This is a genomic window from Vibrio sp. QJM3NY_21 (genome assembly GCF_057785975.1).
Genome location: NZ_CM173514.1, coordinates 1,280,844 through 1,299,557 on the forward strand (window position 1 = coordinate 1,280,844; position 18,714 = coordinate 1,299,557).

Here is an 18,714-nt window from a genome sequence, read left to right on the forward strand (position 1 = left end):
ACAAAAGTATTTTTAAATTCCTAAATGTAGCTCGCAATAATGCTCACTATTGATAGCAACATCTTATGGTACACAAGAATCAACGTGCAGCTATATAAAGCAAAAATAGCACGGTCTTGTATTTCATCGAACTACACGCTTGTTAACATTAATCTCATTGAAAGAATACGCTCACTCAAAGAAGTGAGGTTAACAAAAGATATACTTTAACCAGAGTTCGTTCATCGAACCGTCTTCACAGGAAGTTACTATGCTGTCTATTTTTGATATCTACAAAATTGGGGTTGGCCCGTCCAGCTCCCACACAAATGGACCAATGATCGCTGGGTTTAACTTTACCCAAAAAATTGATGCTCAGCTTAAGCAAGTGAAGCGTATTCAAATCGACTTATACGGCTCGTTATCATTGACGGGTATTGGTCACCACACAGACAGAGCAACTTTGTTAGGTTTGCTCGGTAACCGCCCCGACACTATTAAGATTACTAGTGCTAACCAAGCAATGCGTAAAGCGATTGAAGATAAATCTTTAATGGTTAGCGGTAACCACGAAATTCATTTCGATGTAGAAAGCGACCTACTCTTCCACAAAACCAATCTTCCACTTCATGAAAACGGCATGACCATCTCTGCCTTTGACGCAAGCGGTAGTCTTCTAGATATGGAAACGTACTACTCCATTGGTGGTGGCTTTATCGCGACCGCTGATGAACTGCAAAACGGCAAGTCAGAGTCAGAAACACAAGTTGAATTCCCTTTTACTTCTGCCGATCAATTACTTGAATTATCTGAACAACAAGGGCTTAGCCTTGGTGGCTTAATCCTGCGCAATGAAGTGTCTTTTCAAGGCATGGACGTGATTGACCAAAAAGCTGACCAAATTTGGAAGGTGATGTCTCTGTGCATGCAGCGTGGCTTTGACACCGAAGGTATTCTTGATGGCGGTTTAGAAGTGACGCGTCGAGCGCCTGCTCTTTTGAAAAAGCTTGAGGCGAATGCTTCGATTGAAAACGATCCAATGGAGATCATGGATTGGATTAACCTGTTTGCCTTTGCTGTAAGCGAAGAAAACGCAGCGGGTGGCCAAGTGGTAACATCTCCAACCAATGGTGCGGCTGGCGTTATTCCTGCGGTATTAATGTACTACCATCGTTTCATCAAAGAGCTAGACACCAAGCAGTTGAAAGACTTTTTAGCAGTCTCTGGCGCTATTGGCATCTTGTACAAAACCAACGCTTCGATTTCTGGTGCAGAAGTGGGTTGTCAGGGCGAAGTTGGCGTGTCTTCATCAATGGCTGCAGCAGGCTTAACCGCTTTGCGCGGTGGCAGCAACGAGCAAATCTGTATCGCAGCTGAAATCGCAATGGAACACTCACTAGGCATGACATGTGATCCGATCGGCGGGCTTGTTCAAGTGCCATGTATCGAGCGCAATGCAATGGGCGCAATGAAAGCCATCAACGCATCACGTATGGCGCTGAAACGTACTAGCAAGTGTCTTATCTCGTTAGACAAGGTTATCGCAACCATGTACCAAACAGGTAAAGACATGAACAAAAAGTACCGTGAGACTTCTCTAGGTGGCCTAGCCGTGATCCACATGGCACCACCTTGTGAATAACAGACTGGAACACGAGTGGAGAAAGCCTCTATAGAGACGGCATTCTTGTAAACTTAGTTTTCAATATCTCAACAAAGCCAGCCACCAAGCTGGCTTTTTTATTGGCTAAAATCCAACAGCCAATAAAAAGTGACACTCACTTGAACATTTTACAATATGACCAATGTTAACTTTTCCTTTATCCGTTCATTACTTAGCCACAAATGAAGGTAGTTAAATTTCTCACAGTTATGTATCCATTATCAAAATCTAACATTGCAAATTTCATTCATGAGAAATATCAATGTACTCATAAGAAAAGGTATATCGAGTAAAGTTCGGTTTGGGATGCATGTTTCATTTTATGTATTGCTAGTGATGGTATTATAATTAGGTTATTACACTACATCTTAATACTAATGTGAGAATAAAATAATGTGGAATAGATTAAACAAATCAATGATGTTCTGCCAAATGATGTTTGGACTTTCGTTCTATGGCGTCATGGTGATCTTGACTCGTTTCTTCCTTGAAGATCTTAACTACAATGAAGCCGACACAATGATGGTTGTTGGTGCTTTCTCTGCAATCGGACCGCTATTTGCTATTGCAGGTGGCTTCATCGCCGACAAATTTTTAGGCGCATACCGATCGTTGACCATTGCCTTTCTAGGGTTCGCAAGTGGTTATGCTCTACTGGTACTTGGTGCCGCGGCGACCAATGTTCCAATGGCATTATGTGGTATTGCTTTAGCGAGTTATGCGCGTGGTTTGATGTCCCCTTCTTACCCAAGTCTTTACAAACGCACGTTCAAAACTCAGGAAGATTTCGAAAACTGCTACCCTATCAACTACTCAGTCAACAATATTGGTGCGCTTTTAGGCCAGTACTTGTTCCCGATGCTAGTGCTGGTTGTTGGTTTCCACGGTGGTTTCCTTCTTTCGGCTGCTCTAGCAGGTGCCGCACTTCTGATGATGCTCTTTGTTCGCAAAGGCCTTGTTGAAGCAAGTGCTGAAATCGACCAAAAACCAGTAAGCACTAAACACTGGGCTGCATTCCTTGGCCTTTCTGCTGCAATGATTGGTTTGGTATTCTTCATGTTTTCTAACATGGATATCGGCCAGAACATCGTGTACGCAATTGGTGGTGCAGCGATCATCTACTTTGTCTCTTTGATGATGAAATCGAAGAAGTCAGATATGCTGAAAATGGGCACGATCTTAATCATCACATTCCTCACGACATGTTTCTTCGTGTACTACGGTCAAATGATGACATCGATGACAATGGTTGCAATCAATACAATGCGTGGCGATCTATTCGGTTTCATCCCTGTAGCCCCTGAAGCGTCGATGGCAATGAACCCACTTTGGTGTATGGTTGCAGGCCCTATCATTACGGGCATCTTCTCTAAACTAGAAAAGAAAAACATTCATTTCTCTACCGCAACCAAAGTAGGTTTCTCTTTCATTCTGACGGCGATCGCTTTCGGTATCTTAACGATGGCAGTAACAACCGTTGGTGAAGATATTCTGATTCGCCCTGAAGTGTTCTTAGCAATCCACTTCTTCCTAGCATTTGGTGAGGTTATTGTTGGTTCTATGGTTGTAGCATTCATCCTGTCTGTTGCACCTAAGCACATCGAGAACTTCTCAGTAAGCTTATTCTCTGTCGCAATCGCACTATCAGGCATTGTTGGTGCTGTATTCTCAACGTCTATTGCACTTGAGAAAGGCCAAGAGATCACACAAGAAATCGTTCAAACGGTTTACGGTGATTACTTCCAACTATTAACTATCCTAGCGGTTGTAATGGTGGGTATCGCAATGGCTGCATCGTTCATTATTCGTAAGATGCTAGAAGCAGCGAAAGCCGCTGAAGAAACTATCGAACTAGAGCAAGCAAACAGCTAATTCTGCTCACGTTAAACAGTTCCAATACACCAAGCCCTTTAGTTTTCTAAAGGGCTTTTTTTGTCGATATTTTTGTTTCTATTGATATCGGGTTCAAGTTACGTTGCGCTTGTGTAAATAAAAGTAAATGATAATTATTAGTATTGAGTGTTTTCTTGTTCAGGATTATGATGTGGAAATCAAAATCTAAGAGAGCCTTATATGAGCAAGCCTAGCCCTATCACATTAACCGTTACTCAAACCTCAACCATTACACCGAATATGCAGCGTATAACGCTTAGCGGTGAAGGATTAAGTAAGTACCCAACCGAATGTGCCGGCGGCTACATCAAGCTTTTGTTCTCGCCACTCGGCACCACAGATTTAAGTCACCTGAACGAAGGTGAGCGCCCAACCATGCGCACTTACACCATTCGTCAGTACAACCCTGTCGAAAAGTGGATTGAGGTTGATTTCGTACGCCACATCACCACAGATCTGCAATGTGGCTTTGCTGCAAGATGGGCAATGAACGCAGAAGTAGGTGACACGGTTTCAGTGGCAGGCCCTGGATTAATTCAAGGGCTGAATCTAGAATCGGATTGGTTCTTCTTGGTGGCAGATATGACTTCGCTACCTGCGCTCTCTGCAAAAGTAAAAACGCTTCCGGAACACGCAGCAGGCCACGCTGTCATTCAGATCAATTCAGCAGCAGACAAGCAAACACTTGAAGTACCTCAAGGTATAAAAGTCACTTGGTTAATTGAAGATGCAACTGAAGAAACACTTTCACAAACAGTTCGCAACACAGAATGGTTAGAGGGGCAGGTTTCGATTTGGACGGCGTGTGAATTTGAAAGCATGCGCGAACTAAGACAGTACTTCCGCAACGAAAAAGAAGTCGCGAAAGAGAACATCTACATCAGTAGTTATTGGAAACGTGGCGTCACTGAAGATGGCCACAAAGTGTTGAAGCAACAAGATGCTCAAGCTTTAGCTGGTTAAGTCTTTTACTACCTACAGCTTCTTACTAGATAAATAGAAAACGCCCTTAGCAAAGTTCATCTCGTTAAGGGCGTTTTAGTTTGAATCCGATGAAGATCAAAGCCGAAGTGTAAGATTAGATACTCTCACCTACTTCAATCTCATAACCAAGATCCAGCTTTGCCACCCATTCATTGTTACCTTGCAAACGCGCTACAACTTGCTCTGCAGCGACTTTACCGATCTGCTCCCTAGGTGTTACGACAGTCGCTAAACGCGGCGTCATCGCCACTGTGATGTCGTGTCCGTGGAAACCTGCAATCGCCATCTGCTCTGGTACCTGAATACCACGTCGTACACACTCGTAAAAAGCACCAATGGCCAAATCATCATTAGTACAGAAAATGCCATTCACTTCAGGGTGTTTCTCAAGTAACTCACCAATCAGTTTTGCACCAAGAGTAAACGAGGAAGCGTCTTCCGTTTGCAGCGTTACTGGCGTTTTGTCGACTTCTTGCATCGCATGTTCATAACCGGCCATTTTTAAGCGCGTACGTTCATCCATACGAGCCGCTAAGTAAGCAATATTGGTTCGCCCCCGGTCGAGCATGGTTTTGGTCATAGCTCTTGCCGCTTCGAAGTTATCAAAGCCAACCGCTTGTTCAATACGGGGAGACACCGAATCCATAATTTCAATCACTGGGATAGAAACAGTCTGCAGCATTTTACGCGCTCTATCAGTGTGAACGTTTTCTGAAAGGATAATCGCGTCAACGTTGTAAGAAAGCAGCGAAGCGATGCTCTGCTCTTCCAGTTCTGCGCTATAGCCATAGTGAGCAATCATGGTTTGGTAACCCGCAGGCGCGGTGACTTGCTCAATACCACGAATAACTTCAGCAAAAACTTGGTTAGTTAACGAGGGGACCAAAACACCAATCGCATTGCTTTTTGCGTTGGAAAGAATGTCTGGTGCGCGGTTAGGGATATAACCTAGCTCGTCTACTGCAGCGCTGATCTTATCTCGCAGTGCTTCTGATACTTGAGAAGAGTCTCTCAGGCAGCGACTGACGGTCATTTTTGTGACACCAACTAAGTTGGCAACATCTTGTAATGTTGGACGTTTTTTCTTATTCGACATAATTAGTAATTATTATTTTTGAGTTATGTTACTGGTAACAGTGTATCCGACTGACGTGGAATTTGAAGCCTAATTTAGTAAAATGTTGATACAGCATCATAATTAAAAACGCCCTCTTGTTGAGGGCGTTATTGATTGTTTAAGCGTTCACTTTTACTTCAGTTCTTGGGGACTGACTCCAAGTGACATGGAATTTTTCGGCTTCCTCTCTATCGACTCGCGAATAGGTATGAGAACCAAAATAGTCACGTTGCGCTTGCAATAGATTCGCTGGTAACACTTCACAGCGCAGAGAATCAAAGTAGCTTAATGCAGAACTGATCCCCGGCATCGGCACACCATACAAAGCGGAGTTAGCAACGGCGATACGCCAAGCAAGCTCACGCTCTTCCACTTGTTTGATGAAAACCTCGTCAAACAACAGATTCGCCAGCTCACCATTTTGTTGATAAGCCGATGTGATACCTTGTAAGAATGCTGCACGAATAATACAACCTGCTCGCCAGATCTTAGCTATCTGAGTGAAATCGAGATTCCAACCCTCTTTGTCTGACGCTGTCTTTAATAAATCAAAGCCTTGTGCATAAACAGACAACTTGGCGCAATATAGGGCATCGTGAAGTTCAGAAATAACCTCTTTTTTATCCAACTGACTCGCATCGGCAACATTGCCTTTTAGCAGTTTGCTCCCTTGAATACGTTGTGATTTTTGACCGCTCATCGCACGTGCATAAACCGCCTGTGCAATGGTTGGAGTTGGGCAGCCTTCCTGAAGGCTGTTAACTGCTGTCCATAAGCCTGTGCCTTTTTGGCCAGCCTTATCAAGCACAACATCAACAAATGGTTTACCCGTAGCCAAATCTTCTTGTTGAAGAATGTCGGCACTGATTTCCATTAAGTAGCTATTAAGTACACCGTTGTTCCACTGTTCGAAAACTTGGCCAATCTCTTGAGCTGGCATTTCAAGTACATCACGCATGAACTGATACACTTCGCAGATGAGCTGCATGTCGGCATATTCAATACCGTTGTGTACCATTTTCACATAGTGCCCTGTACCAGAAGGACCAACATAGGCAGCGCATGCTTCACCCGCTTCAAACTGAGCAACCGGTAGCCCATTAGCATCCACTTTTGCAGCAATCGCTTCCCACATCGGTTTCACATATTGCCAAGCCGATTGGTCACCACTCGCCATAAGCGCCGGGCCAACACGAGCGCCTTCTTCACCACCAGATACAGCAGTGCTGAAGAAACGAAGCTTGCCTTTATAGTTAGCTTCGCGGGCTTCTGTGTCAGTCCATAAACTGTTGCCTGTATCGATAACAATATCGTCGCTCTCTAAACCGGCTTCTAGCAAATTACTCACTACGATATCGACAGGCTTTCCTGCAGGAACCGACAAAGCGATTACACGCGGCTTCGCGAGCCCTTGCAGCACATGCTCAAGGCTAGCCCCTTGTGTGAACTTACCTTTACCAGTAAACGATTCATTAAGCAGCTTTGCTTCTGAACTGGCGCGATCAATGTTGTCTGTATTCAAGTCAAAGCCAGCAACGTTAAAGCCGTTATCCAGTAGGTTGAGTGCTAGGCTTTTGCCCATCACTCCTAAACCAATCATCGCGATGTCGTTTTTTAACTGAGTCATGGTTTAGCCTATCTGCTTAATTTGTTTGAGTGCACTTTCTACTACCTGTTCGACATCTTGTGAGATATCAACAAACAACGCATCGGCTTCATTCGGTTCAACCAAGGTTGCGAACTGGCTTTTCAACATTTCTTGACCATTGAAGTAATGGTTCTCGCGCGCTTTGTGGCGGTTCCAAATGGTGTCGAAGCTACCCTGTAGGTACACGATAACTAAACCTTCATTATTCTTTCGTAGAATGTCGCGATATTGAGGTTTCAATGCAGAACAAGCAATCACAGCACTTGGCTGTTCGATATATTGCTTATTCAGTGTTTCTAGCCATCCTTGACGATCTTCGTCAGTCAGCGGAATACCTTGACGCATTTTTTCTACGTTGCTTTGCGGATGGAAGTCATCGCCATCAAAGAATTGAAGCTCTAAAGCCTGTGCGATACGGCTACCAATTAGGCTTTTCCCGCATCCAGATACGCCCATCACGAGTATTTTTTTGCTTTTCATAAGGCAAGTCTTCCCTAAGCCCCAACCAAAACAGGGGCTGACAATCGAATCTAATAGTTAAACTTGTGTTGCTGTTGATAGGTTCCTGAACGTTAAACTCGCTCTGGAACCTTTGCTGTTATTGCCACCAAAGCGCGAGCTGAGGAAAGATAATAACCAGTGCCAGCACCAATACTTGAAGTGCAATGAACGGCAGTAGTGAAGAGAAAATCTCACCTAAGCTGATGTCTTTTGGTGCTACCGATTTCAGGTAGAAAGCCGCTGGACCAAATGGTGGTGACAAGAACGACACCTGCATGTTTAGACAGAACACAACGCCGAACCAAACTGGGTCGAACCCAAGGCCAGTAATGATTGGAACGAAGATTGGCATTGTTAGAAGTGCCACACCTACCCAGTCAAGGAACATGCCTAGTACCAACAAGATAGCCATCATGATTAATAGCGTTACTGTCGCGTTACCGCCACTGAGCGCAAGGATGGTTTCTTCAACAAAATCAATACCGCCCATCAGGTTGTAGATACCAACCAATGCGCTTGCACCGATACCAATCCACATGATCATGCCGCAAGTACGCATGGTTGCGATGGCACTCTCTTTCAACATGTTGAAGTTCAGTTCACCACGGATTAGCGCACTGATCATGATACCAACCACGCCTAAAGCAGACGCTTCTGTTACTGAAGCGATACCTGTGTAGATACTGCCCAAAACCGTTGCAACAGAAAGCAATGGGAAGAACAGAGCTTTGAAGTAACTAGGCTGATTTGCGATGTCTTCTTCTGTCTCATCATCACTTGGAATTGGCGCAAGAGAAGGGTTCAGCTTACAGCGAATCAATACGTAGCCGATGTAACAACCTGCAAGGATAAACGCTGGCAAGAAAGAAGCTTTAAACAGGTCGCCAATCGATACGCTGGCTGTCATACCGTAGATGATCAGTACGATACTTGGTGGAAGCATGGTACCAAGTGCGCCACCCGCACAGGTTGTACCGATAGCAAGCTTACGGTCGTAACCTAAACGAAGCATTTGTGGCAGTGCAAGAATACCTAGTAGTACCGTTTCACCACCGATAACACCGGACATGGAAGCCAATAGAACCGCAACTAATAGCGTTTGAACTGCAACACCACCACGAACTTTACGGCCGACAGATTTCATTGCATCAAACAGGTCACGCGCAATCCCCGAACGGTCTAATAAAGCCGCCATCAAAACGAACATCGGTACTGCTAAGAACACATAACCAGAAGCAAAACTGTAGGTACGGCTTGCGATCAAAGGCAAGGCATCAGGGCCAAACCAGCATAAAGTGAAGAAAATCGCGACAAAGCCTGTTACGAACGCTAGCTGCATACCGGTCAGTAGCAAGCCAATCATCATAACCAGCATGAGCAAGCTGCCCCATGCGATACCAATAGAAGATAAATCAAACATCGTCATTCTTCCTTAGACCCATCAACTCTTGGATTAGGTGCAATACAAACTGGACAACAAGAACACACAAAACGACAAAAATCAGGCCTTTCAGCAGCGCAGGATAAGGCGCGTTTAATACTGAGCCTGATGTTTCAAGACGGAATTCACCCCATGGCGCAAACCATGCTTCCTCTGCGGTGAAGTAAGCCGCATAAGCGAGCATGCCGGCAAAGGCCAAACCCACAATATGGTGAACGAGATTAAGATATTTACGTGCTTGGTTAGACACTGAATCGTAGATAAGAACTACACGTACATGCTTATTCGCGGCAAACGCGTAGATACCACCAATAATGAATAAAGAACCACCGATGAAAGAAGCTGTTTCATGTACCCATGTGGTCGGGGCATCGAATGCGTAACGCATCACAACTTCATAAAATGAAATCAATACAGTAAAAATAAACAACCAGCTAACGAGATTACTGAACTTTATAACAAAACGATCAAGCGCATTTCTTGGTTGCTCGTCGTTTTCAGCTGGGGCATGGGGAGTTTTGTCTGTCATGGGCCAAATATCCTGGGAGAATACGGGAGAGCAATGCCCTCCCCCGTCAGTAAACTAAGTTTAAATTACAGTAAGCCGTTTTCTTCTAGGAACACAGTCACTGAGGTGTAAACTTTCCCTGCATTATCAGAACGCTCTGCAAATACTTTCCATTGGCCTTTCGCGATTTCACGGAACTTCTTACGCTCTTCTTGAGACCAGTCGTGGATAGTGATTTCTGGGTTCGCTTGAGCTTCTTTCAATGCCGCTTGGTCAGCCATTTTCAGCTGAGTCGTCATGTCGTAAGAGAAGTCACGCACTGATGTTTGCAGCATTGTTTGTAGATCAGCTGGCATCTTGTCCCATTTCTTCTGAGAAATAGATATATCGATAAGCGGCAATGAGTGGAAGCCCGGTTGAACTGGGTGGGTAGCAATGTCGTTCATGCCCGCTTTTTGGTTTGTTGAAAATACTGTGTAGTCCGCGGCATCAATTACGCCTTTGCTCAGGCCAGTAAATACTTCAGAACCCGGCAGGTTTACTGGAGTCGCACCCGCGGCTGCAAATACTTGTTGAACTAGGCCTTCAGGCGCACGTAATTTCAATCCTTTAAGATCCGCAACACCATCGATTGGCTTTTTAGAAATGAAAGATTCAACACCCGTCGTAGAAGCACCAACAAACTGAACACCGTAAGGCTTATACAGTTCAGTCATTAGCTCGTTACCGCCGCCGTAGTTCATGTACTGAAGCAGTTGCGTTGTGTCTGACCATGCACCAACCATGTTACCAATTAGGCCGAATGCTGGATCTTTACCAGAGAAGTAACCTGTTGCTGTGATGTGGCCATCTAAGATACCCATTTTGATCGCGCCTAGCGTTTCTGTGTGCTTAACCACAGCGCCTACAGGCAGAAGATCGATATCAATACGTCCGTTAGACATCGTCTCTACGCGCTCAGCCCACTTCTGCTGAACTTTGAAGTTCAAGTCACCAGAAGGATCTGAAGATTGAATTTTAAGTTTAAAGTCAGCAGCCATTGCTGAAGTAGCAAATAGACCAGTGAGGGAGGCAGCAATCAGCGTTTTAGTCAGAGCTTTCATTTGGGTATCCTTATGAGTTTCACAGAGTCCGGTTTGTAATTATATGTTACCGGTAACGTTGAGATGGATGTTACCGGTAACTTTACAGCCTTGTCTATGAGAAGGATCACATCTTTAACATTAGTAAAACGTTTACTATCAATAATAAAAATGCGACTGAAAAGTCACGTTATAGGTTGGAGGTAGGATTTAATTTCTTTTTAAGTCAGTGAGATAACTAAGCCAGCAATGATAAACATGACGCCTACACCACGTGTAACGTGCCACTTTTCCTTTAAAAAGTAGATCCCCATCACTACGCCGAAGATGATGCTAACTTGTCTAAGTGCAACAACTAAGCTGACGTTTTCTGTCATGGTCATCGCAAACAATACTAGGCCATAGGTCGAAGCCATCATGATGCCAGCAAGTGTTGCTCTTTTACGCAGTATCCAAGCGTTATGGAATTCGATTCTTTGATTCGACACAAGCAACCAAACACTCAGCGGAATCACAATCGCCCAAAACTGAATACCTAGGTAGAAAATCGCGGTGTGCTTGTTAGTGATACTAGGCGTGCTTAGAGGCTCCAATAATAGAAGTGCCTCTTTATCAATAATCGAGTAACCCGTGGTACCGATTGCGGCGATGAGCGCCCACAACACGCCAAGGTTTAGGTAGGCCTTAAGCCTCAACTCAGAGAATTGCTTCAACGGGACAAACAAACAGCCCAAGGTAATCAAGGTGAACCCAATCCATTGATTAGACGACAGTTCATAACCAATCAACACTGTACCCAAGCCGACCATTAGAACCGGAAGAGCTCGGGCCATTGGGTAAATCACGCCGATGTCTGCTTGTTTATAGGCAGTCCCTAGCCCAATCAAATAGACGATTTGGCAGATCCCGCTCAAGAAAACCAGTTGCCAAAATGGAAGTGAGATATTTAACAGGCCAACACTGTAAACATACCAAATCAAATATGGCGTCAAAATCGCTGCGGCGGCAAAGCCAGAAGCCAGAAAGAAAGACGAGCCCGATCCTTGATTAGACTTGCCTAGAACATTCCAACCCGCGTGAAGTAAAGCCGAAATGATCACGATTACAATCGCAGAGAATTCCATTTCATTCCTAAATTATTGATGAATTAGCACAACGGCTGACAACAGGTGATAAAAAAGGCCTCCGAATAAGAGACCTTTGAGCGTTTCAATTGGGCAATCCTGCATAATTGCAGGTATGCCAACGTTATAACGTATGACTAGCGCTCTAGCTGTGCGATCGACTCAATGCTGATCGCGTCATGACGCCAATATTCAATATCGCAATCAATCAAATCACCATCTTGATTATAGTTAACACGCTCGACCACCATAGCCGGAGACCCTGAGGTCGCACGCAGTGCTTGTGCTGTTTCGCCAAGCAAAGACGTTGTACTCACGCGGTAACGGATCTTCTGATACACAACACCAAAGTGCTCTCGGTAGATGTCAGTCAACGATTTAGACAAGTCGTAGTCAAGCAAGTTAGGGAACAGCTCAGGTCGAATGTAGTTCGTCACATACACAACTGGTCTGTCTTCAAGGTAGCGAACTCTGTCCACTCGATAAACATCTGAGAACGGTTGAAGATTAAGAAGCTTTGTCGCTTCCTTGGTTGCTAACATCCCTTTCGCCGACACCAACTCTGTTTTCGGCTTACGGTTCTGAGACAAAGCCATGTTAGTGAAGTTCAACGTTTGCGTAGGATCGTAACGAAGCGGATCAGGAGAGATAAACCAACCACGTCGGTCTTCTCGATAAATACGCCCTTCCGCTTCAAGTGAAGACAAGGCTTCGCGTAACGTAACACGTGTGGTATCGAACGATTCAGCCAGTTTACGCTCAGCAGGCAGTTTCTGTCGCGGCGTTAACATCCCCGACTCTATCTGCTCTACGATGACATCTTTGATTTTTACGTACTGCACTTCATTTCCTTTTATTCTTGTTCTTGTCGTCAGCCACTCCTTGGCCAACTGCAATATAAAATGATTTGCTAGCGCTTACGCCAAGCTTGGGTGCGCTTCTCGAATAACTTATTGATTAACATATGAATCAACTTCGCGCTCGCTGCCGATATCATGATCATCACCGCCATGGCAGCTGCTGCACCCGTTTGCCCTGCATCGTCCATATTCAGTACTGAAACTGACGCAGGTATCGTATCGGTAGAATACAAGAATACTACCGCAGATGTCGTGGTAAGTGCATTAATAAACAGGTATGTCGCAATATCTAAAATCGCAGGCAGACAAACTGGCACCGTCACCTTAAAGAACAGCTTGTATTGCGGTAAGTTCACCGAGGCTGCGGTCGCTTCAATTTCATCAGGTAGTTGTTTTAATGCAGTCAACGCCGTCATGTGACCGACTGTGTAGTAGTGAACTACGGTGTTAATAACCAAGAACGCCATTGTTCCGTATAGGAAATTTAAAGGGTTACTTAAATCGTTGAAATAAAAAATATACCCTAAACCAAGTACCATGCCTGGAACCGCCATCGGTACCACACTGAGCATTTGCATTGCTTGACGAATAGGGCCGAATGCGCGGCCTTTCTCAATGCAGTATGCCCCTAGGAAAATCAGAACCGTACCGATGATAGCAGTCCATGCACCCAGCGTTAGAGAGTTGAAGAACGGCGTCCAACCGTAGGTACTCATTTCTGCGAAATTGTAGTTGTTCAAAGTGAGTGCTTTGTTCCAAGGCCAGAACGTGACCATAGATCCGTATATCGCCATGCCCAGCACGATAACCACGGCAGCAGAGATGATGGTGCAATAAAGGAAACATAAGCCATCACGTAGAGAGCTAGGTTCAGGTTGGTACGCAACAGATCGAGTATCAAACAAGCTCTTCTGTTTCTTTTGAACCCAACGGTCAACGGTAAACGCAAGCAACGCAGGTAATAGCAGCAAGATACTGGTTACCGCTCCCATAGAGAAGTTCTGTTGACCAACCACCTGCTTAAAGATGTCAGTCGATAGAACGTTATAACTGCCACCAATCACCTTTGGCACACCAAAGTCACAAACCACCAGCGTAAATACAACGATCAGAGTGCTGATCAAACCATACTTTGCCGCAGGTAGCGTCACCATGAAAAAGGTTTTTAATGATGAAGTATTGAGTGCTCGTGCCGCCTCATACAGACGAGCATCAGAGGTCCTTAACGAGGTGGTCAAAATCATCAAGGCGTGTGGAAAAGTCCAGAATATTAAGCCGAGTGATATACCAATCAAACCGTATACCGAATTTCCCTCTAATACTTCTTTGGCGATACCTTGGTTACCAAATAAGAAGATCAAACTGATCGCAGGAAGCAAAGAAGGAGCTAGAATCGGCGCTGAACCCAACACCTGAAAAAGCCCCTTGAAAGGCATGCATGAACGAGTCAAAGCATAGGCATAACCAAACGCTAGTACCCCCACGACAACCGTTACCAACAACCCGAGCGTGAACGTATTGCCTACCGACTGCCAAAGGCTTTGAGAAGCAAAATACGTTGCGAAATTCTGTAATCCTACAAATTCTCCGTCTGCGTTCTGAACACTCTTTTTCAACATTGCCCACAGTGGCATCAGAATGAATAGCGTCATGACCACAGACAAAAAGGCCAGCAGACCAAATAGAATTACGTTGTCTTTGCTTAACCGAGCCAGAAAAGGCTGTACTCGTCGTTGAACTAGCAGCTTAGATTGCATCATTTGAGTCGATTCCATGATTATTTACGCCGCCTCGTCTTTCATCACTTGCAGGCTTTTCGATGAGTAAGCTCTTAGGCCTTCTTGATCAAATGCTACGTAACGAATATCGCTGCGACGCAGTTTCAGTCGGTTGAACTCTTTGACTGACACATCAACGATGATCTCTTTCGCCGTTGAGTCATGTTGCAATTGACACTCAACACGATAAAACGCCCCCAAGAATTCGCTTGATACGATTCTCACGGGTAAGGACTCACTAAAACGATCAACAAATTGGATTTGCTCTGGACGAACGGCAATATCAAAAACCTCACCTAGATTTGGCGTGAGATTATCTAAGCGAGGTAACGGTAGCATTGACTCAGCAATACGCATCTTGCCTTGCGCAGCGACAGAAGCTTGAATGAAGTTCATGCTGCCAACAAACTCAGCGACAAAACGACTGACTGGTTTTTGGTAGATCTCTTGTGGGGCACCTACTTGCTCAATGACACCATGGTTCATCACCACAATTCGGTCTGCCATCGTCAAGGCTTCATCTTGATCGTGCGTCACCATAATAGTGGTGATCCCCAGCTTGCGTTGCAGTTGGCAAATCTCGTCACGCAGGTGTGTTCTTACCTTCGCATCCAACGCAGAAAGCGGCTCATCCAGTAACAACAAACCTGGAGAAAGAGCCAATGCGCGAGCCAAAGCAACACGCTGCTGTTGTCCGCCAGACAGTTGATTCGGATACTTTTGGCCAGATGTTGGTAAACCAATAGTTTCTAACCAAGATTCAACCGTCTCAAGAGCTTCTTTGGTCGACATCCCTTGGTTCTTCAACCCAATCGCGATGTTTTCTTCAACGGTGAGATTTGGAAACAAAGCATAAGACTGGAACACGATGCCAAAGTCACGCTTTTCTGGTGGCAAGAAGGTCGTATCCGCTCCATTCTGCTCAATTGAGCCTGAGGTCGGTAAATCCAGTCCTGCAATCGCACGTAATAAGGTGGTTTTTCCACAGCCAGAGGGGCCAAGGAAGCAGACGAACTCGCCTTTGTCTATCGATAGGGAGATGTCTTTTAACGCTGTAAATTGGCCAAATTGCTTTACAACGTTTTCAATATTCAAATAAGTTTGGTTGCTCATACTACAGCACTCTTTAAATGGTATATACCAAATTTAAACTTTGAACATTGCAGTTGAGTGACAAATTTATAGAAGCTAAATGACAGTTATATTGCAGAAATAATAAGCATTAAAGATTGCTACTCGTTCAGCTTTGAAAGTTAATTCAGAAAGCCCTCAATGACCAACCAAAAAGTCACTGAGAGCCTTCGTGTATACCTCAAACTTGAACGCTAGATTAGTTTACGATTCAACCTTGTCGGCTTTGCCCGCCGCACCTGCGAGTTTGGATAACTGTTTATCTAGCCACAATGGCGTGTTACCAGAATCTTCCGCGTTCTCTTTTCTTCGAACAGCATCTCTAACCATCATGGCACCGACCCAACGGAATGGCTCTGGAGGGAAGTAGCCTCGTGGACCGCTAGTTAAACCACTACGTGTCCATTCGTTATCATCACCTAACACCATTGAAGACAAAATTTTCCCTCCCATGCGAGTTTGAGCCACACCATTACCTGAGTAACCGAGCCCATAATAGATGTTGTTTTGGCCTTTGAGATTACCGAAAAATGGCAATCCGGTGACGGATCGGTCTGAACCGCCCGACCAGTTGTAATCGAATTCACTTTGTTCCAGTTTAGGGAACAACTTCTGGAAAGATTGATTGAGAATCGGTAGGTAATTAGTCGTTTGGTTGAACATACTTTCAACTTGATTGGCAAACGAGAATTTATTGCCGCCTTTACCCAACATGAGTCGTCCATCTTCAGTGTCACGGTAGTAGTGAACAAAGATACGTGAGTCCACCACTGCGGCTCCTTTTTCGGGGCCAAATTGTTTGAGCTTTTCTGGAATTGGCTTAGTCACCACCATATCGGAAGAGACAACCACAATACTGCGTTTGAACTCTTTGAAGTGATCGAGCATCCACGCGTTGAGCGCTAAGATCACTTTATCCGCAAATACGGAACCGCCTTTGGTTTGAATTCGAGCGGGGGAACCATATTCAAGTGACATCATCTCTGTGTTTTCGTGAATTTCGACACCCAGTTCGAGCGCGACTCGGCGTAAACCTCTAGCCAATAACGCAGGCTGAATACTGCCCGCAGCTTCTGAGTAGTAACCCTCAATATGGCGATCAGATCCCGCTTTATCAGCCAAAGACTTATCACACTTCTTCCAGCTATTGATACCCTGCTTGACCAACTCATTAACAACAGGCTTCATTCCGCCCTTTTGAGCTTCATTAGTCGCCGTGTAGTAAGTACCACTTCGATATAGATGCGCGTCAATATTGTACTCATTACAGAACGCTTCGATCTCGTAAATGACCTTTTCAGATTCCTTAACCAGCCATTTGGCTTGCTCTTTTCCATAGAGCTTTTTCAAGGTCGGATACTTTGTCGACCAAGTCAGCATACAACCGCCGTTGGCGCCAGAAGCACCGCTGCCACATAAGTCTTTTTCAATCACCACAACGTGCTTTTGAGGCTGTTGTTGTTTAATTAAAATCGCCGTCCATAAACCCGTATAGCCGCCGCCGACAATGGCGATATCACAGTTAACGTCTTTTTGAAGCGGTTTAGTGGATTCTAGCCCCGCCTTGATGCTACCAAATTCCTGTTCCAACGCTTGCTTGAACCAATATGAGTAGTGCTTTTTCATTTGTTGTACCTTACTTAAAACCTAAAGGCGTAAAACTAAAAAAGGAAGACCGAAGCCTTCCTTTACTGATTTCTAACTTCTAACGAGCTGCATATCTATTGGACTACGTGTCTAATAAACCATGTGTCGAATAAACTTTGTAATCTAATAAGCTCAGTAGATAATTAACTAAGTAGCCAATAAACTAACTAACGCTCAGTCGATTAAGATTTTGGCTCTGATTTAGCGTCGAACTTCTCAGACCATGTTTTCAATACGTCTGCACGTTCGCTGCCCATGCGAGCGAAGTCCATTTTTGCCATGTTCTTTTCTACGTTCGGGAAGTTTTCTGCTTTACCTGTTACATCTTGGTGACCAACAACTGGGTACATTTCGATGTAAAGTTCATTCGCTGCTTTAGAGATAGACCAATCGATAACACGTTGTGCCGCATCTGAAGGCTTAACAAGACCTACCGCTTCAGATTCCCAACCGATACCTTCAGGCGTAATCACAGAAAGTGGTGCACCTTGAGTTTTTAGCTTCGCACCACGGCTCGCCATAGAAATACCGATAGCCACTTCACCCATACCCGCTTGAACACATGGCTTCGAACCTGAGTGCGTGTAGTGAGCAATGTTTTGGTCTAGCTTCTGCATGTAGTTCCAACCTTGGTCTTCACCCATGTTTTGTAGCCAAGCCGACACCTGCATGTAGCCTGTACCAGAAGACGCTGGGTTTGGCATTGCAATGTGACCTTTGTAGATAGGCTTAGTTAGGTCATCCCAAGATTTAGGTGCCGGTAGGTTCAATTGCTTAGCAACTATTTCGTTAAAGCAAACGGCATTGAAGAATGCGTCATTGCCATACCAAGCTTGAGTAGATTGCGGGTCGTTAAGATTTGCACGCAGCGCTTCTACACCTTGAGGCGTATAAGGCTTGAGAATGCCCTCTTCTTTAAGTAGAGCCATTGAAGAACCCGCAAGGCCCCAGACAACTTCTGCACGAGGGTTGTTTTTCTCAGCAAGTAATTTTGCCGTCATAATCCCGGTAGAATCACGCACCCATTTAATGTTGATGTCTGGGTTTTCACTTTCAAATGCGTTTTTGTACTTCGCCAAAATGTCAGTTTCAAAAGCGGTGTAAACCGTCACTTCCTGTGCTGCATAAGCATTACCAGCGAGTAGAGTTACCAACGCTGCAAGTGATCCTTTCATAAAACGGTTTTTCATCATTTTCTCCAGTCAGGCCTAATGCCAAGGTTAGGAATTGCCAAGGTTAAAGTTGTTAAAGCTAGAAGCCTTATCAAAGGCACCTATATCCATAAATTCATTTAGGTTGTTGGCACACACCCTTAACTTGGTATGTACCAGATTTCGAGTATTAAGCTAACTGGCTTT

The 18,714-nt window shown here is 44.7% G+C and carries 15 protein-coding genes; 3 read left to right on the top strand and 12 right to left on the bottom strand.

Annotated features, from left to right (window positions below; translation table 11 throughout):
• Window positions 1–250 precede the first annotated feature (250 nt).
• The 3 genes from AC3CID_RS21225 (at window position 251) to AC3CID_RS21235 (ending at window position 4,498) form a co-directional block, all read left to right on the top strand.
• Window positions 251–1,621: an L-serine ammonia-lyase gene (locus AC3CID_RS21225; RefSeq protein ID WP_054547076.1), complete on the top strand. Its 1,371-nt coding sequence runs from the start codon at window positions 251–253 to the stop codon at window positions 1,619–1,621.
• Window positions 1,622–2,035: 414 nt separating this feature from the next.
• The gene (locus AC3CID_RS21230; protein WP_017094988.1) at window positions 2,036–3,514 is read left to right on the top strand and encodes a peptide MFS transporter; all 1,479 of its coding nucleotides are present in this window, start codon (window positions 2,036–2,038) and stop codon (window positions 3,512–3,514) included.
• Window positions 3,515–3,715: 201 nt separating this feature from the next.
• Complete coding sequence (locus AC3CID_RS21235) at window positions 3,716–4,498, top strand: siderophore-interacting protein (RefSeq protein WP_017094989.1); 783 nt, start codon at window positions 3,716–3,718, stop codon at window positions 4,496–4,498.
• A 115-nt stretch (window positions 4,499–4,613) separates the two neighbouring features.
• Here AC3CID_RS21235 and gntR read toward each other — a convergent pair whose 3' ends face one another.
• The 12 genes from gntR to AC3CID_RS21295 form a co-directional block, all read right to left on the bottom strand.
• The gene (gene gntR, locus AC3CID_RS21240; protein WP_488527400.1) at window positions 4,614–5,615 is read right to left on the bottom strand and encodes a gluconate operon transcriptional repressor GntR; all 1,002 of its coding nucleotides are present in this window, start codon (window positions 5,613–5,615) and stop codon (window positions 4,614–4,616) included.
• 139 nt (window positions 5,616–5,754) lie between these two features.
• A complete protein-coding gene (gene gndA / locus AC3CID_RS21245; protein WP_488527401.1) occupies window positions 5,755–7,263 on the bottom strand; it encodes an NADP-dependent phosphogluconate dehydrogenase in 1,509 nt (502 codons plus the stop codon).
• Between the two features lie 3 nt (window positions 7,264–7,266).
• The gene (locus AC3CID_RS21250; protein WP_017059513.1) at window positions 7,267–7,764 is read right to left on the bottom strand and encodes a gluconokinase; all 498 of its coding nucleotides are present in this window, start codon (window positions 7,762–7,764) and stop codon (window positions 7,267–7,269) included.
• 118 nt (window positions 7,765–7,882) lie between these two features.
• Window positions 7,883–9,205, bottom strand: coding sequence for a TRAP transporter large permease (locus AC3CID_RS21255; protein WP_009845624.1), 1,323 nt, complete (start codon window positions 9,203–9,205; stop codon window positions 7,883–7,885).
• Complete coding sequence (locus AC3CID_RS21260) at window positions 9,198–9,755, bottom strand: TRAP transporter small permease subunit (RefSeq protein ID WP_017082453.1); 558 nt, start codon at window positions 9,753–9,755, stop codon at window positions 9,198–9,200. The genes AC3CID_RS21255 and AC3CID_RS21260 overlap by 8 nt, the downstream gene beginning before the upstream one ends.
• Before the next feature lie 65 nt (window positions 9,756–9,820).
• Window positions 9,821–10,837: a TRAP transporter substrate-binding protein gene (locus AC3CID_RS21265; RefSeq protein WP_009845626.1), complete on the bottom strand. Its 1,017-nt coding sequence runs from the start codon at window positions 10,835–10,837 to the stop codon at window positions 9,821–9,823.
• Window positions 10,838–11,037: 200 nt separating this feature from the next.
• On the bottom strand, window positions 11,038–11,940 hold the full coding sequence (locus tag AC3CID_RS21270) for an EamA family transporter (protein WP_488527402.1): 903 nt from the start codon (window positions 11,938–11,940) through the stop codon (window positions 11,038–11,040).
• 137 nt (window positions 11,941–12,077) lie between these two features.
• Window positions 12,078–12,782 carry a phosphonate utilization transcriptional regulator PhnR gene (phnR, locus tag AC3CID_RS21275; RefSeq protein ID WP_017075809.1) on the bottom strand — a complete coding sequence of 235 codons (705 nt, stop codon included), beginning with the start codon at window positions 12,780–12,782 and terminating at the stop codon, window positions 12,078–12,080.
• Between the two features lie 68 nt (window positions 12,783–12,850).
• Window positions 12,851–14,560: a putative 2-aminoethylphosphonate ABC transporter permease subunit gene (locus AC3CID_RS21280; protein WP_488527403.1), complete on the bottom strand. Its 1,710-nt coding sequence runs from the start codon at window positions 14,558–14,560 to the stop codon at window positions 12,851–12,853.
• A gap of 21 nt (window positions 14,561–14,581) precedes the next feature.
• Window positions 14,582–15,691 (bottom strand): putative 2-aminoethylphosphonate ABC transporter ATP-binding protein, encoded by a 1,110-nt coding sequence (locus tag AC3CID_RS21285; protein WP_488527404.1) that lies wholly within the window; start codon window positions 15,689–15,691, stop codon window positions 14,582–14,584.
• 222 nt (window positions 15,692–15,913) lie between these two features.
• A complete protein-coding gene (locus AC3CID_RS21290) occupies window positions 15,914–17,335 on the bottom strand; it encodes an FAD-dependent oxidoreductase (protein ID WP_488527405.1) in 1,422 nt (473 codons plus the stop codon).
• 203 nt (window positions 17,336–17,538) lie between these two features.
• Window positions 17,539–18,549 (bottom strand): putative 2-aminoethylphosphonate ABC transporter substrate-binding protein, encoded by a 1,011-nt coding sequence (locus AC3CID_RS21295; protein WP_017075813.1) that lies wholly within the window; start codon window positions 18,547–18,549, stop codon window positions 17,539–17,541.
• Window positions 18,550–18,714: the final 165 nt, after the last annotated feature.

What these genes read in the sequence shown, in the direction of transcription:
- AC3CID_RS21225 (WP_054547076.1), top strand. Translation starts at nt 251, where the DNA reads ATGCTGTCTATTTTTGATATCTACAAAATTGGGGTTGGCCCGTCCAGC.
- AC3CID_RS21230 (WP_017094988.1), top strand. Translation starts at nt 2,036, where the DNA reads ATGTGGAATAGATTAAACAAATCAATGATGTTCTGCCAAATGATGTTT.
- AC3CID_RS21235 (WP_017094989.1), top strand. Translation starts at nt 3,716, where the DNA reads ATGAGCAAGCCTAGCCCTATCACATTAACCGTTACTCAAACCTCAACC.
- gntR (WP_488527400.1), bottom strand. Translation starts at nt 5,615, where the DNA reads ATGTCGAATAAGAAAAAACGTCCAACATTACAAGATGTTGCCAACTTA.
- gndA (WP_488527401.1), bottom strand. Translation starts at nt 7,263, where the DNA reads ATGACTCAGTTAAAAAACGACATCGCGATGATTGGTTTAGGAGTGATG.
- AC3CID_RS21250 (WP_017059513.1), bottom strand. Translation starts at nt 7,764, where the DNA reads ATGAAAAGCAAAAAAATACTCGTGATGGGCGTATCTGGATGCGGGAAA.
- AC3CID_RS21255 (WP_009845624.1), bottom strand. Translation starts at nt 9,205, where the DNA reads ATGTTTGATTTATCTTCTATTGGTATCGCATGGGGCAGCTTGCTCATG.
- AC3CID_RS21260 (WP_017082453.1), bottom strand. Translation starts at nt 9,755, where the DNA reads ATGACAGACAAAACTCCCCATGCCCCAGCTGAAAACGACGAGCAACCA.
- AC3CID_RS21265 (WP_009845626.1), bottom strand. Translation starts at nt 10,837, where the DNA reads ATGAAAGCTCTGACTAAAACGCTGATTGCTGCCTCCCTCACTGGTCTA.
- AC3CID_RS21270 (WP_488527402.1), bottom strand. Translation starts at nt 11,940, where the DNA reads ATGGAATTCTCTGCGATTGTAATCGTGATCATTTCGGCTTTACTTCAC.
- AC3CID_RS21280 (WP_488527403.1), bottom strand. Translation starts at nt 14,560, where the DNA reads ATGATGCAATCTAAGCTGCTAGTTCAACGACGAGTACAGCCTTTTCTG.
- AC3CID_RS21285 (WP_488527404.1), bottom strand. Translation starts at nt 15,691, where the DNA reads ATGAGCAACCAAACTTATTTGAATATTGAAAACGTTGTAAAGCAATTT.
- AC3CID_RS21290 (WP_488527405.1), bottom strand. Translation starts at nt 17,335, where the DNA reads ATGAAAAAGCACTACTCATATTGGTTCAAGCAAGCGTTGGAACAGGAA.
- AC3CID_RS21295 (WP_017075813.1), bottom strand. Translation starts at nt 18,549, where the DNA reads ATGATGAAAAACCGTTTTATGAAAGGATCACTTGCAGCGTTGGTAACT.